Consider the following 14,182-nt stretch of genomic DNA (forward strand, 5'->3'; position numbering starts at 1 on the left):
CTCGGATCGTCACTCAGCCTTGGCCGGCAGGAACTTCACGATCCGGCCGCCCAGCCGGATGAGCTTGGCCAGCGTGCCCCGGGGCACGTTGAGCATCTGGCCGTACCAGCGCTCCATCGACTCGGTGAAGTCGAGCATCGCGCGCAGGCGCCGCTTGGCGACCGCCCCGAGCGCCGGGTCCGCGTCCGCTTCGGCGACGCAGGCGCGCAGGGCCGCGATGGCGGGATCGATCTCGCGCTCCTTGCGGCCGGCGGCGATGCGCGTGACCATCTCCCAGAGGTCGGTCTCGGCGGCGAAGTGGTCGCGGCGCTCGCCCATCACGGGCACGCGGCGGATCAGGTTCCAGCCGAGCAGCTCGCGCAGGGAATTCGAGACGTTTGACCGCGCGATGCCGAGCATGCCGGCGATGTCCTCGGCGGCGAGAGGGCGCTCGGAGAGGTAGAGGAGCGCGTGGATCTGCGCGACCGAGCGGTTGACGCCCCACTGGCCGCCCAGATCGCCCCAGTGCAGCACGAAGCGCTCGACCGCGGCCGGCAGGGGACTCGGCATGTCTGTTATTTCTGTCATGACAGAAATAACAGACCAGAACGAACATGCTGTCAAGCGGCCGGGATCGCGGGCTGTCGACGCTCGGCCGGGTCCCGGTCGCGCCGCCAGGGCGGGACCGGGCATCCCGTCCCGCGCCTGACCGGGAACGGCGCCCGCGTCAGGCGCGGGGTGAGGCACCTCCATCGGGGCGGGCCGGGACCGCCCCGGTCTCCGGTCCTGGCGCGGGCGGCTACTGGCCGTGCCGCTTCAGCCACGCCTCCATGTCGGAGATCTCCTTCTCCTGATCGTCGATGATCTTCTGCGCCATCGCCTTGGTGGCCGGATCCTTGGCGTGCGTCAGCGCGACCTTGGCCATGGCGACCGCGCCCCTGTGGTGCGGGATCATGTGCCTGCGGAAGTCGACGTCGGCATCGCCGGTATAGGGGACGTCCATGTCCTTCATCATCGCCGTGTCGGCGGCCTTGAACGCCTTGGTCGAGGCGTCGTCCTTCGGGTTCGGCTTCATCGAGCCCATGTCCTTGCCGGACATGGAGCCGTGGTCGTGCATGCCCTGCGCCAGGGCCGCCCCGGCCAGCCCGGTCGACAGCAGGGCGGCGGCGAGAAGGGTGCGGAGGTGCGTCATGGATGGTTCTCTCCCGGTAGGGTCAGTTGAACTTGCCGCTGGCGGTCGCGCCGTCCGGGCCGGTGAGCTGCACCGCGCCCTTGGGGCTCGCGCCGAGCGCGGTCGCGGCCTTTCCGGTCATGCGGTTGCCGTCGGCGGGCTCGAGCGGCACGCGGGTCGGCTTGCCGCCGACGACGAGGATGGCGGTGCCCTTAAAGCCGACGGCCGGGACCGGCTTCTGGCCCTCGTCGGACAGGAACACGTCGACGGCCTCGCCCTTGGCGACGAGCTCGACGTGGAATCTGCCGGCATCCGTCACACGGCCGCCGTGCTGGCCGGCGGTCTCGTGGGCGCAGACGGCGGACGCGGCGAGGAGGGCGGCGATCAGGGCCAGTCTCGGTAGGATCATTCCGGTTCTCCTGGGTTGTGCGGGTCAGTTGGGTTGTGCGGGTCAGTAGGCCTCGGCCGGGCGCGGGCGCGCGCCGTCCGGGGATGGGTGGGCCGGCGTGTCGGCGTGGAGGGCGCGCAGCCGCTCCAGCGGCGCGCGGCCGAAGCGCAGGAACAGGACGGGGGTCAGGACGGTGTCGAGCAGCGTCGCGCTGACGAGGCCGCCGAAGATCGTCACCGCCACCGGGTGCAGGATCTCCTTGCCCGGGCTCGCCGGGTCGTAGAGCAGCGGCACCAGCGCGACGCCGGCGGCGAGCGCGGTCATCAGCACCGGGGTGAGCCGCTCCAGGCTGCCGCGCACCACGAGGTCGGGCCCGAACGGCACGCCCTCGTGCAGCGACAGGTTCAGGTAGTGGCTGATCTTCAGGATGCCGTTGCGCGCCGCGATGCCGGTCAGCGTGATGAAGCCGATCATCGACGCCACCGACAGCGGCTGCCCGGTCAGCCACAGGGCGACCACCGAGCCGATCAGCGCCAGAGGCACGTTGCCCATGATGATCAGGGCGAGCGCCACCGACCTGTAGCGGCTGAACAGGATGGCGAAGACGAGCGCCAAGGACACCGCGGAGAGCACCGCGATGGTCCGGCTGGCCTCCTCCTGCGCCTGGAAGGTCCCCTCCAGGCTGGTGAAGAAGCCCGGTGGCAGCGGCTCCTTCGCCACCGCCTCGCGGATGGCCGCCACGACGGTGGCCATGTCGCGCCCGCCGTCCGTGTTGGCCTGCACCACGATGCGGCGCCGGGCGTTCTCGCGCAGGATCTGGTTCGGCCCGTCCGTCTCGCGGATGTCGGCCACCTGGCGCGCCGGCACCCAGCCCGAGGGCGTCTCCAGAAGGAGGTCGCCCAGGCCCGCGGTGGTCCGGCGGTCCTCGGACAGGCGCAGCACCACGTCGAAGCGGCGCACGCCGTCGACCACCGTCGAGACCACGCGCCCGTTCGAGAGGCGGCTGATCTGCTCGACCACGGCCGCGGGCTGCACCCCGTAGAGGGCCGCCCGCGTGTAGTCGACGCGGACCTCGAGCTGCGGGATGCGGACCTGGCGCTCGACCTGCAGGTCGGCGAGGCCGGGGATCGCCGCCATCCGGTCGCGCAGGGCGTTCGCGACCTGCCGCAGGGCGTCGAGATCCTCCCCGTACACCTTGAGCGCGATCTCGGCGCGCACGCCCGAGAGCATGTGGTCGAGCCGGTGCGAGATCGGCTGGCCGACGTTGACGGCGACCGGCAGGGCCGCGAGGCGCCCGCGGATGTCGGCGACCAGCGCCTCCTTCGGGCGCTCGGCACCCGCGTCGAGGGCCACCTCGATCTCGGAGGCATGGACGCCCTCGGCGTGCTCGTCGAGTTCGGCCCGGCCGGTGCGGCGGCCCACCGTCCTCACGCCCGGGATGTCGAGCAGCAGCTTCTCGGCGATCAGCCCGACCCGGTTGCTCTCGGCGAGCGAGATGCCCGGGTTGAAGGTCATGTTGACCGTGAACGAGCCCTCGTTGAACGGCGGCAGGAAGGCCCGCGGCAGGGTCCAGGCCGCGACGCCGGCGGCGACCACCGCGACCGCGACCGTGCCGACGAGCAGGCCCTGGTGCCGGAACGCGACCCGCAGCAGGGCGGCGTTGCCGCGTTTGAGCCGCTTCAGGAGTCGGCTGTCGTGCTCCTCCAGCGTCTTCAGGCCGGGCAGCAGCAGGGACGCCAGCACCGGGGTCAGGGTGATGGAGGTGAGCAGGCTCGCCAGGATGGAGATGATGTAGGCCTCGCCCAGCGGGGCGAAGAGGCGACCCTCGATGCCCGACAGGGCGAAGAGCGGCACGAACACCAGGATGATGATGAGCGTCGCGTAGACGATGCCCGAGCGGACCTCGTTCGAGGCCTCCACCACCACCTGGAGCACGCCTCTCGGGTTGCCCGCCCGCCGGTTGTCGCCGAGCCGTCGGTAGATGTTCTCCACGTCCACCACCGCGTCGTCGACGAGCTCGCCGATGGCGATGGCCAGCCCCCCGAGCGTCATCGTGTTGATGGACAGCCCGAACAGGTGGAACACCGCCGCGGTCGTCAGCACCGAGACCGGGATGGCCAGCAGCGAGATGGCCGTCGTCCGCACGTTCAGCAGGAAGGCGAACAGCACCACCGCCACCACCAGCACGGCCTCGACGAGGACGCGCGCGACGTTGCGGATCGAGGTCTCGATGAAGTCGGCCTGGCGGAACAGGACTCGGTCGGCCCTGATGCCGGACGGCAGGGTCGGGCCCATCTCCTTCAGGGCGGTCTCGATGCTGCGGGTGAGCCGCACCGTGTCGACGTCCGGCTGCTTCTCGACCGAGACGATGACCGCGGGTCGCGCCATGTAGCCGGCGTCGCCGCGCTTCACCTTCGCGGCGAACGAGACCTCGGCGACCTGCCTCAGGTGGACGGGCGCGTCGTTGATCGTCGCGACCACCAGGCTGCGCAGGTCGTCGAGGCTCATGGTCCGGCCGATGTTCCGGATCAGGTACTCGCGCGCGTTCTGGTCGGTGAATCCGCCGCCGGCATTGGTGCCGAACCGGGCGAGCGCCGCCTCGAGCTGCGCGTTCGTGACGGCGAGCGCGCGCATGGCGGCCGGGTTCGGGCTGACCCGGAACTGGCGCACCTCGCCGCCGATGGGGATGACCTGCGCGACGCCCGGGATGGTCAGCAGCCGCGGCCGGATCGTGAAGTCGGCGACCTCGCGCACCTGCATGGGGGTCGCGGTGTCGCCCGTGACCGCCACCAGCAGGATCTGGCCCATGATCGAGGAGATCGGGCCCATGACCGGGGTCACGCCCCGGGGCAGCTGGTCCTGCACCAGGGCGAGGCGCTCCGCGACCTGCTGCCGGTTCCGGTAGATGTCCGTGCCCCAGTCGAACTCGACGTAGGTAATGGACAGCCCCACGCCCGAGACCGAGCGCACCCGGGTGACGCCCGGCAGACCGTTCATCCGGGTCTCGATGGGGTAGGTGACGAGCTGCTCGACCTCCTGGGGCGCGTAGCCCTCGGCCTCCGTCATGATGGTGACGGTGGGCTTGTTGAGGTCGGGGAAGACGTCGACGGGCAGCTTGGTGGCGGTGAAGGCGCCGTAGAGCACGAGCACCGCGGCGAGCGCGAGGACGAGCAGGCGGTTGCGGACCGATTGTCCGACGAGGACGGTGAACATCGGCGGATTCCTCAGCGGACCTGGTCGAGGAGTTCGGCGCCCTGCGTCACGACCCGCGTGCCGGGCCCGACCCCCTCCGCCACCAGCACCCGGCCGCCGTCGAGGGGCTCGACGCGGACCGGCCGTGCCTCGAAGCGCTCGGCGGTGGTGTGCTCGTAGACGACGTCCTGCCCGTTCCCCGCGCGCACGACCGCCGCGCGCGGCAGCGCCAGCCCGGCCTGCTCGGTGTCGGTCCCGGCGAGCACGGTGACGAACTGCCCGACCCGCAGGCCCGAGGCGTCGCCCTGGACGGCGAACTGCACCGGAATGGCCTGGTTGCGGTCGGCGAGGCCCGAACCCTGGTAGGCGAGCTTGAGGGTCCGGCCGTCGGCGAGCCGTGCCGTGGCGTCCTGCGCCGCCGCGAGGGCGTCGAAGCTCAGAGCCTCGACCCAGAGGCGGCCCGGGTCGACGACCTGGAAGACCATCTGCCCGGGGGTGGCCATCTGACCGGCCACCGCCGCGGCCTGCGCGACGACGCCGTCGACCGGCGCGACGAGCGGTTCCGGCTCACGCCTGATCCTGTCGAGGGCCGTCCGTCGGTCCTGCAGGCCCTTGAGCTCGGCCAGGGCGTCGTCGAGCTGGGTCTGGGCCACGGCGCCGGTCAGGGCGAGCCGCCTGTAGCGGTCGACCCGGCGCTCGACGATGGAGATCTGCTGGTCGAGATCCCCTTGCGTCTGGCGCATGTCGGAGACGTCGACGGCCTGGATCGGCGGTGTGACCGTGGCCAGGACCTCGCCCTTGCGCACCCGCGTGCCGAGGCGCGGGAACAGTCCCGAGGGCGGAGGCGACAGGCGACCGCCGACCGAGGACTGCACGACGCCGCTGGCGTTCGGGTCCGGGATGATGCGGCCGGGCAGCTCGACCGAGCGGTGGAAGCTGTCCCGCTCGGTCACCGTCGTGCGCAGGGCGAGCAGGCGCTGGGTGGGCTTCGGCACGAAGACGGATCCGTCGGGCAGGCGCTGCGCGAGATCCGACGCGGACGGCGCGGCCGGGCGCGTCCCGGTCAGCGCGGCCCCCTGCACGGGGGGGGCTTCGCGGTCGTCGTCGCCGTGCGCGAAGGCGGCGGTGCCCAGAACGAGGGTGATGCCGACGGCGATCAGCGCCGCCGTCGGGACGCCGCGGCGGCCCCGCGCGAGGGCGGTGACGAGGACGCCGAGCAGGAAGGCGACGGCGACCGCGCCGACCAGGATCGGGTCCCCGGCGCCGAGGCGCTGGCGGACGCCGCGGGCGACCTCCGAGACGCGCGCGAGCGCCGCCCGTGCCGCGGCCGGCTCGGCGGGAATTGCGGCGCCGGCATCGGCCGGCACGGTCACCGTGACCGGCAGCACGTCGACCGCGTCGCCGGCGGTGACCGTCGCGACGAGGTCGTGCCGGCCGTGCCTCGACAGCCACGGGGCCGGCAGCGTGTAGCCGCCCCCGGGCGTGGCGCTGGCGGTCCTCGGGCCCTCGGGGGTCTCGACCTCGATCGTCGCGCCGGTCACCGGCTCGTTCGTCCGGAAGCGGTCGAGGAACAGGGTCAGGGTGCCGTCGCGCGGGATGGCGACCAGCTCGAAGGCGTCGGAGAAGGCCTCGCCGCGCGGGGCGATGGTCTTCGAGACGGGGGGCTGGGCGGCGCCGTGGTCGTGGCCCTCGTGGGCGCGGGCGGGCCCCGCCGGGACGGCGGCGAGCAGCGCCACCGCGCCGAGGGCGGCGGCAAGACGGGTCGACATGGAAACGGTATCCTCGCGATGGGGATGCCGGGCGCGGCCACGGGCGGGCGCACCTCGGGCGTCGCGCGCCTCGGGCGCGCCTCATCTCACGCGCGGGTTCGTGGGGGCTCGGGCAGGGCCTCGGGGCCGAGGCCGGTGCGGCCGGCGACGTCGCCCGGGACCAGCGTGACGGCGCCGAACAGGTCCGGCGACAGGCCAGGGGCCCCCCCGAGGACGCCGGTGGCGCAGCAGGCCATCGTCCCGCAGCAGCGGGTCTCGCGGCCCGGACGACAGCACCCGTCCTCGGTCGGCTCGACGCGCGCCGCCGCGACGGTGGCGCGGGCGACCTTGGACCATGCCGGCGCCGCCGACCGGGCGGCGGGCGTCACCGGTACGGACGCGGCGACCGGGGCGACCGCCCTCGGCTGCGCCGCGGCCGCGCGGTGGCCGTGGTGGGCATGGCCCTCGTGGGCCTGGGCGGCGGACGGCGCGACGTAGGCGACGATCGCGAGGATCATCGCCGCCATCAGGCGCAGGATCTGCCGGTCCGGGCTCATGGGTACGGGATTACACCGGTTCTGGCGGCGGGACCATGTCCGCGGCCGGGACGTGGATGCCGACGTGCGATTCCGGTCGCTGCGGCGTCCCCTGGGGCCGCCGCGAGCACGGGCTCGGCCGGGAAGAAGGCCGCGGTGACGCGCTTCGTCGCCAGGTCGACCTCTATGTCGACCTCGATCCGGGCGCCGGGCGCGACGGCCTGCACGGCGCGGGTCACGGACCCGGCGCAGCCGCCGCGCCCCGTCTTCCCGACCTCGAAGCGGACCATGTGGCTCTCCTCCCGACGGCGTCCGAACGAGATGGGGCTTCCCACCGTTGGAAGGTCAAGGCCCGAGGTTTGCCCAGTTTCGCGCCCATCGAAGGCCGAGACTCGTCCGGTGCCATCCCGCCCGGCCGGGATGGTATCCTGCGCCGTTCGTCCCGCGCCCGGCCTCGCCCGCCACGAGCGGAGCGGATCAGTCCCGCGAGCGCCCCTGGCCCGCTCCGCCTGTTCGCGAGGACGTGACGGACGCGCTCCCGGCACGGCCGCCCGCGAACCGCGGAAACCGGTTGGGTCATCCTGGTGCGCCTGCTGGTAGGCCAAGTGGTAAGCTTGGTAATACGCCCGGCGGTGTTCTTCCCGGACGGCATCCGGACGCGGCTCGACCCCGAGGTGCCCGGGGCCGGTCGTTGGACGCCAGCCACGCCCGCCCCTTCGCGACACGCCCGGACCCAGGCCGCCCATGACCGACGCCTCATCGTCCGCTGAGCCCGGGCGGCCCGAGTCCGCGTCCGCACGCGCGCCCGGTTCCGTGGGAGAGGTCTTCCGCGCCTTCCTCAAGCTCGGATTGACCGCGTTCGGCGGCCCCATCGCGCACCTGGGCTACTTCCGCGACGAGCTGGTCACCCGGCGCCGGTGGCTGGACGAGCGCGGCTATGCCGACCTGGTGGCGCTGTGTCAGTTCCTGCCCGGGCCCGCCTCCAGCCAAGTCGGGTTCTCGCTCGGCGTGCTCCGCGGCGGCGGCCTCCTGGGCGGGCTCGCCGCCTGGGCGGGGTTCACGCTGCCCTCGGCCCTGCTGCTCTTGGCCTTCGCCTACGGCGCCGCGGCCCTGTCGGGTCCGGTCGCCGACGGCGTGATCCACGGTCTCAAGCTCGTCGCCGTGGCGGTCGTCGCGCAGGCGGTCTGGGGGATGGCCCGCTCCCTGGCACCGGACCGGCCGCGCGCCGGCATCGCGGTGGCGGCCCTGTTCCTCACAGTGTTCGTCGCGGGCTCGGTCGGGCAGCTCGGCGCCATCGCCCTCGGTGCCCTCGCCGGGCTCGTCCTCTGCCGGGCGGCACCGCAGGCGCAGGCGGGGCACCTCGCGGTCCCAGTGTCCCGGCGGGCCGGCGCCGCGGCGCTGGTCGCCTTCGCCCTGCTCCTCGTCGTGCCCCATCTGCTCGTCGCCGGCCTGCCATCCCAGGGCCTGGCGCTGTTCGACGCCTTCTACCGCTCCGGCTCCCTGGTGTTCGGCGGCGGCCACGTGGTGCTGCCGCTGCTGCAGGCCGAGGTGGTCGCGCCGGGCTGGGTCGGCCCCGGCACCTTCCTCGCCGGGTACGGCGCCGCCCAGGCCGTGCCCGGCCCGCTGTTCACGTTCGCGGCCTACCTCGGCGCGGTCGCGGGGCCGTCGCCCCACGGCGTGGTCGGCGCGGCCATCGCGTTGGTCGCGATCTTCCTGCCGGGCGTGCTCCTGGTCTACGGCACGCTGCCCTACTGGGACGCGTTCCGGACGCGTTCGCTGGCCCAGGCTGCGATGCGCGGGACCAACGCGGCGGTGGTCGGAATCCTCGGTTCCGCGCTCTACGATCCCGTCTGGAGCAGCGCGGTCGGCAACCCGCGCGATTTCGCCGTGGCCGTGCTGGCGTTCGTGCTGCTGACGGTCGGTCGGGTGGCGCCGTGGATCGTCGTCGCGCTCACGGCCCTGGGCGGTGTCGCCCTCGCCTCGCTCTGACCGGAGCCGCCCTGACCCGATCGGCCCGCTCGACCCGGCCGACCTGAACCCGACCGACTCGGACCCGACCGACCTGGACCCGACCGACTTGGACCCGACCGACTTGGACCCGTCCTGGCCGGTGCGAGCGGGAGGATCGGCTTCGACCGAGGGAGCCGGACATGCGGCGCGGTCGGAAGACGAGCGCGGAACAGGCGGTGCTGACGCTGCGCCGGATCGCGGTGCGGAACGGAACTGCCCCGTCCCTGTCGCGGAGCTTCGCTTCGGCTGCGCGCCCAGACCGGCGGCATCGCCGGCGGCGTCGGCCCCGGTCGCGACGGGCGGGCCCTGTGGGCCTGGAATGCGTCACAGGGCCCGCCACCTTCGAGGCGCCTCGGCTACGGCTTGTTGGCGGGAGCCGGATTCGTCGTCGTGGCCGGAGGCGCAGGGTTCGCCGGCGCCGTGCCGGCGGGAGGCGGAGGCGGCGGGGGGGTCTCGGCCTTCTTCTCGTCCTTGCAGGCCGTGAGCGCGAGCAAGCCGACGAGCGGCAGCAGATAGCGAATTCGCATGAGCGTTCCTCCTGTCTGGGCGATGTAGGCCATGAGGAACGTCACCCGGCCGCTGTTCGATCCAGCGCGCAGCGAGACCGGCCACGCAGCCGATGCCGATTCATCGTGGGTCTCGTCGCGGCGAGGCATGGCCACCGGCCCGATGCCGCGGGCCGGCAGGTCGGAACGACGCGGAGCGGACATCGCGAGAGCCGGCCTCGGGTCGGGAACGGGCGCGGCGGCAACGTCCGCGACCCTGGATCGTCGCGCGGAGGCGGACCGTCGCGAGACCACCCGCGTGCGTCATGCGCGCCGCCTCCGGTCGCAGCGGCATCCGGCAGCACGCCGCCTCACCGCTTTCGGCTATACTGCGCCGTGAAGCGCGTGCGGCGGCCTCCCATGGCGAGGACCCGGACGGCCTCGCGTCGATGTCGCTCCTGCCCGCCGCCCCATCCTGGAAGCGCTGCCGATGCCGAATCGAGTCCAGTCGGCCTTCCGCGCGGCCGCCGAGTTCGGCGTCGGCCTGGTGGCGGCCTGCAACCGGCTGCGGCTGCCCAGGGCGGCGAATCCCTTCGTCGTCGGTGTCCACGCGCCGATGCGCGCGGAGCTGACGCTGGAGAACCTGCCGGTCACCGGGACGATCCCGCCGGGCCTCGACGGCCTCTATCTCAAGATGGGGGCGAACCCCGTCCGCGCGGCGACGCGGGGCCACGACTGGTTCCTCGGCGACGGCATGGTGCACGGTCTTGCGCTCGAGGGCGGCAGGGCGCTGTGGTATCGCAACCGCTGGATCGGCTCGCGCACGGCCGCCGCGGCGCTCGAGCGGCCCGCGGCGCCCGGGCCGCGGCGGGGCGGCAACGACACCGTCAACACCAACGTCGTCGCGATCGGCGACCGGATCTTCGCGGTGGTGGAGGCCGGCAGCTTCCCGGTCGAACTCTCGCCCACCCTGGAGGCGCAGCGCTACAACCCGTTCGACGGGACGCTGGCCGGCTCCTTCAGCGGGCACCCGCACCGCGACCCGCTGACCGGCGAGACGCACGCCGTCGCGTATGACGGCCGCGTCTGGGACAGCGTGCGCCACGTCGTCCTCGCCCCGAGCGGGCGGGTCGTGCGCGATGTGCCGGTCGCGGTCGCGCACGGCCCCTGCATCCACGATTGCGCGATCACGGCGCGCTTCGTGATCGTGCTGGACCTGCCGGTCACGTTCTCGTTCCGGGCCCTGCTCGCCGGGTACCGCTTCCCGTTCCGCTGGAACCCCGGCCACGGGGCCCGTGTCGGCCTCCTCCCGCGTCAGGGCGACGGCGCCGACATCGTCTGGTGCGCCGTCGAGCCCTGCTTCGTGTTCCACACCGCCAACGCCTACGACGACGCGGACGGGCGGGTGATCCTCGATGTCGTCGCCTACGGGACGGTGTTCGCCTCGGCCGCCGGCGGGCTCGACGCGCCGGGCCGGCTCGAGCGCTGGATCATCGACCCGTCGACGGGTCGGGTCGAGCGGCGCGTGATCGACGCGGCGGCGCAGGAATTCCCCCGCATCGATGAGCGGCGCCTCGGGCAGCGCCACCGCTACGTCTACACGGTCAGCGTGCCGGCCGACGGCAACACGCAGCTCGCCGGTGCGACGCAGCTCTACAAGCACGACCTCGAGACGGGCGCGCGCCACGTGCACGATTTCGGTCCCGGTCACGTCCCGGGGGAGTTCGTCTTCGTGCCGGCGCGGACCGGGGCCGATGAGGACGAGGGCTGGCTCGTCGGGCTCGTGATCGACACCGCCGGCGACGTGACCGACTTCACCGTCCTCGACGCGCGGGCGTTCGACGCCCCTCCCCTCGCCCGGATCCGCCTCGGGCACCGGATCCCCCCGGGCTTCCACGGCAACTGGTTCCCGGTGCGCGCGCCGGCCTGAGAGACCGGGTGCGGTCCCGGTGACGGCCGCATCCGGACCGATCAGGCCGCGGCGGTCCAGCCGACCACCGCCGTCACGGGGTCGCCGGGACCTCCCGCGGGCTTGAGGACGCGCCGCTCGACGCGGGCGAAGCCGGCGCGCTGGAGGTACAGGCCGACGAGCTGGGCATGTCCCCTACCGTCGAGGGCACTCCAGATGGCCACCGCCTTAGTCGGGAAGCAGCGGTTCGAGAAGCTGATCACCGCCGGGGCGCCGGGGCGCAGCACGCGCGCGACCTCGGACAGGACGGAGACGGGGCGCTGGAGATACTGGACCGAGACGCAGATCAGCGCGGCGTCGACGCAGGCCGTGTCGAGCGGCAGGCGCGGCTCAACGTTGAGGTCCTGCACGAAATGCCGGGTCAGGCGCGGGTTGGCGGCGAGTTCGGCGGCGTTCAGGCCGTGACCGGTGACGCTGGCATACGCGACCTCGTCCGGCAGGTGGCTGACCCAGCTCGACATCAGGTCGAGGACGTCGCCGCCCGCCGGCACGATCGCCCTGTAGAGGTCGGTGACCGCCGCGACCGCGGCGGCATCGATATGGGTCACGAAGCGCGGTTGCGCGTAGAAGGCGGGATCGGGATCGCGGTCGTGCTTGGCGAACGCCTCCGGGGGAAAGTCCGGCAGATCCTGGGTCATCGTAGCGCGCTTCCGGATCTGACGGCGCGCCGGCTCCGAGAGACTGCGCGCGAACCGTGGATTGCGTGCGCGTGTAGAGAGAGCCGGGACGCCCCGCGGCCAGGTGTCCACGTCGCCGCATCCGCGCCGTGGCGCGGAAGGCATCACGGGTCGGAGCCGACGTTGCCGCCGCTTGTCCGCCCCGCTGGCGCGGCCCTCCTCATCACGCGCGACCGGCCGTCGACACTGCCGGAGATCGGGCGGCCGAACGCGGGACCGCACGGGAACCGGCAAGCCGCTTCGTCCGAGCCGTTCACGGGAAACGCCACGCGAAGTTTCAGGATAAATAATCGCCGCACAAATCGGCGTGGAACGCGCAATTTCTCAATGTACTTGTCATCGACACGTCGATGGCGTACAGATATGAAATCGATTTTTGGCCAGGTATCCGGCCGTATCGCCTCAACAGGGCGAGCGTTCTGCATCTCTCCCATTTTCGACATCCGGCGACCGGGCGCGTGTGATCCATGCGCCCGTCCTATCTATTTGCCTTCACTGACATGGAATACCTATGACCATCGGCACCGTTAAATGGTTCAACGACACCAAGGGCTTCGGCTTCATCCAGCCGGATGACGGCGGCAAGGACGTGTTCGTCCACATCTCGGCCGTCGAGCGCGCCGGCATGCAAGGCCTGAACGAGGGCCAGAAGGTCTCCTACGAGATGGAGACCGACCGGAGGACCGGCAAGCAGTCGGCCGGCAGCCTTCAGGCCGCCTGAGTCTCACGCGTCCAATCGTGACGCGCTTCGAAGCCGTTCCTACGCGGAGCGGCTTCATCCATGTCTCGCCACCGGGGCTGACGTCCGGTGCGCCCACGGAGAGTTCGTGAAGCCTTTGAAAACCGATCACCTCGTCGATCGTCTCGCGGAGACGGCCAGAGCGCGGCAGGCCACACTGGCCCGGTTCCGGGCACGCCCGGCGGCCGATGATCCGGTCGTCCTCGCGCGGCAAGCCGCGCGGCGCGCGGTCGTCCAGGCCCGGGACCTGCGGGCGACCGAACGGGAAGCCGTTCGTCTGGCCGCCGAGATCGAGCGTGAGGCTGAGGTCCAGGCCGCGCAGGCCCGCGCCGAGGCCGAGTCAGACCGTCTGGCCGCCGAGAAGGCGGAGCAGCAGGTTGCCCGCGCCGCCGAACAGAAGGCGGCACGCGACGCGCGATTCGCGGCCCGCAAGGCGCGTGCACGCCGCTAGCACGCCGCTAGGTCGAACTCAGCCCGCGCGCGCCATCACTCCGGAGGACGACCCATGTCTCACAAGTTCAAGATCGGCCAGCATGTCCGGCAGCTGGGGATCAGCTACGCTGGCAGTAAGAGCACCGTCGACGGCCTCTTCGAGGTGGTCCGCCTGACGCCGGACGATCGTTCCGGCGAGCCGACTTACCGCATCAAGTCCGCGAGCGGCGAGCGCGCCGTGCGGGAAGGCGAACTCACGCCCGCCTGAACCGTCTCGGGCAGTCGGGCGCGCGGGGGACGACGCGGCGTCCCGTGACGCGCATCCGCCATGGTGCACCGGCCCGGCGGAAGGCGTCCGGATGGACCGAGATCGAGGCCTTTGCGATCCATGACGACGACGAAGGACATCCACCCGGCCGATGCGGCGATGATCGAACCCAATCAGACGGCCTTCATCCTCAAGGTGACGCGGCCCGACGACGCGGAACTGTCGGGCCGATTGGTCATGTTCTACGCCGCGATTACCACCTCGGAGGACGAGGCGCTGGCCATCGTGCGCCGCGCGGTGAAAGCCGATGCGGAGGTCGAGCCGACGGGCGTCCGCCTCTCCCAGCAGACCGCCAGCGCACTCGATCTGGAAGCGGGCCTCGCGCGCGCGCTCTGACACGACGGCCCCCTGGCCCGGCCACACCGCGGGATCGCGCGGAGAAGCCGAAGTGCGACCCTCGTAACCCACGAGGTCTTCCAGCCGCGCCGATCCCCCGAGCCGATCTGCGGCCGCGACCGGGGTCACGGCCGCGTTGGACCTCCGGGCAGGACAGCGCGTTGTGGCAGGCGGCGGTGAGCGGAGGACGTC

Annotated in this window: 15 protein-coding genes; 6 read left to right on the forward strand and 9 right to left on the reverse strand. The window is 72.6% G+C overall.

What is annotated here, in order from left to right; translation table 11 throughout:
* Positions 1 to 9: 9 nt before the first annotated feature.
* From BMY19_RS11320 to BMY19_RS31140, 7 genes are all read right to left on the reverse strand, one after another.
* A complete protein-coding gene (locus BMY19_RS11320) occupies positions 10 to 567 on the reverse strand; it encodes a GbsR/MarR family transcriptional regulator (RefSeq protein WP_056530495.1) in 558 nt (185 codons plus the stop codon).
* A gap of 211 nt (positions 568 to 778) precedes the next feature.
* Positions 779 to 1,171, reverse strand: coding sequence for a CopM family metallochaperone (locus tag BMY19_RS11325; protein WP_020094868.1), 393 nt, complete (start codon positions 1,169 to 1,171; stop codon positions 779 to 781).
* A 22-nt stretch (positions 1,172 to 1,193) separates the two neighbouring features.
* Positions 1,194 to 1,559 carry a hypothetical protein gene (locus BMY19_RS11330; RefSeq protein ID WP_100251769.1) on the reverse strand — a complete coding sequence of 122 codons (366 nt, stop codon included), beginning with the start codon at positions 1,557 to 1,559 and terminating at the stop codon, positions 1,194 to 1,196.
* Between the two features lie 42 nt (positions 1,560 to 1,601).
* Entirely contained in the window at positions 1,602 to 4,751 is a 3,150-nt protein-coding gene (locus BMY19_RS11335; protein WP_100251770.1) for an efflux RND transporter permease subunit, read from the reverse strand.
* An 11-nt stretch (positions 4,752 to 4,762) separates the two neighbouring features.
* A complete protein-coding gene (locus BMY19_RS11340) occupies positions 4,763 to 6,499 on the reverse strand; it encodes an efflux RND transporter periplasmic adaptor subunit (protein ID WP_100251771.1) in 1,737 nt (578 codons plus the stop codon).
* A gap of 86 nt (positions 6,500 to 6,585) precedes the next feature.
* On the reverse strand, positions 6,586 to 7,035 hold the full coding sequence (locus tag BMY19_RS11345; RefSeq protein WP_100251772.1) for a hypothetical protein: 450 nt from the start codon (positions 7,033 to 7,035) through the stop codon (positions 6,586 to 6,588).
* The gene (locus tag BMY19_RS31140) at positions 7,032 to 7,304 is read right to left on the reverse strand and encodes a heavy-metal-associated domain-containing protein (RefSeq protein ID WP_056530506.1); all 273 of its coding nucleotides are present in this window, start codon (positions 7,302 to 7,304) and stop codon (positions 7,032 to 7,034) included. The genes BMY19_RS11345 and BMY19_RS31140 overlap by 4 nt, the downstream gene beginning before the upstream one ends.
* A 523-nt stretch (positions 7,305 to 7,827) precedes the next feature.
* On the opposite strand from BMY19_RS31140, the gene chrA reads away from it, so the two are divergent.
* On the forward strand, positions 7,828 to 9,003 hold the full coding sequence (gene chrA / locus BMY19_RS11355; RefSeq protein WP_100251773.1) for a chromate efflux transporter: 1,176 nt from the start codon (positions 7,828 to 7,830) through the stop codon (positions 9,001 to 9,003).
* 377 nt (positions 9,004 to 9,380) lie between these two features.
* Here chrA and BMY19_RS11360 read toward each other — a convergent pair whose 3' ends face one another.
* The gene (locus BMY19_RS11360; protein ID WP_100251774.1) at positions 9,381 to 9,734 is read right to left on the reverse strand and encodes a hypothetical protein; all 354 of its coding nucleotides are present in this window, start codon (positions 9,732 to 9,734) and stop codon (positions 9,381 to 9,383) included.
* Between the two features lie 265 nt (positions 9,735 to 9,999).
* Here BMY19_RS11360 and BMY19_RS11365 point away from each other — a divergent pair, with 265 nt between their 5' ends.
* Positions 10,000 to 11,439, forward strand: coding sequence for an 8'-apo-carotenoid 13,14-cleaving dioxygenase (locus BMY19_RS11365; protein WP_100251775.1), 1,440 nt, complete (start codon positions 10,000 to 10,002; stop codon positions 11,437 to 11,439).
* Between the two features lie 41 nt (positions 11,440 to 11,480).
* Here BMY19_RS11365 and BMY19_RS11370 read toward each other — a convergent pair whose 3' ends face one another.
* Complete coding sequence (locus tag BMY19_RS11370; protein ID WP_100251776.1) at positions 11,481 to 12,116, reverse strand: class I SAM-dependent methyltransferase; 636 nt, start codon at positions 12,114 to 12,116, stop codon at positions 11,481 to 11,483.
* Between the two features lie 550 nt (positions 12,117 to 12,666).
* Between BMY19_RS11370 and BMY19_RS11375 the strand changes: the two genes are divergently transcribed.
* The 4 genes from BMY19_RS11375 (at position 12,667) to BMY19_RS11390 (ending at position 13,990) form a co-directional block, all read left to right on the forward strand.
* Positions 12,667 to 12,876 carry a cold-shock protein gene (locus tag BMY19_RS11375; RefSeq protein ID WP_012329763.1) on the forward strand — a complete coding sequence of 70 codons (210 nt, stop codon included), beginning with the start codon at positions 12,667 to 12,669 and terminating at the stop codon, positions 12,874 to 12,876.
* A gap of 106 nt (positions 12,877 to 12,982) precedes the next feature.
* Positions 12,983 to 13,345 (forward strand): DUF6481 family protein, encoded by a 363-nt coding sequence (locus BMY19_RS11380; RefSeq protein WP_043712997.1) that lies wholly within the window; start codon positions 12,983 to 12,985, stop codon positions 13,343 to 13,345.
* Between the two features lie 54 nt (positions 13,346 to 13,399).
* On the forward strand, positions 13,400 to 13,594 hold the full coding sequence (locus BMY19_RS11385; RefSeq protein ID WP_020094878.1) for a hypothetical protein: 195 nt from the start codon (positions 13,400 to 13,402) through the stop codon (positions 13,592 to 13,594).
* Between the two features lie 120 nt (positions 13,595 to 13,714).
* Positions 13,715 to 13,990 carry a hypothetical protein gene (locus BMY19_RS11390; protein ID WP_020094879.1) on the forward strand — a complete coding sequence of 92 codons (276 nt, stop codon included), beginning with the start codon at positions 13,715 to 13,717 and terminating at the stop codon, positions 13,988 to 13,990.
* Positions 13,991 to 14,182: the final 192 nt, after the last annotated feature.

It is taken from the genome of Methylobacterium sp. UNC300MFChir4.1 (assembly GCF_900110155.1).
Lineage (GTDB): Bacteria > Pseudomonadota > Alphaproteobacteria > Rhizobiales > Beijerinckiaceae > Methylobacterium.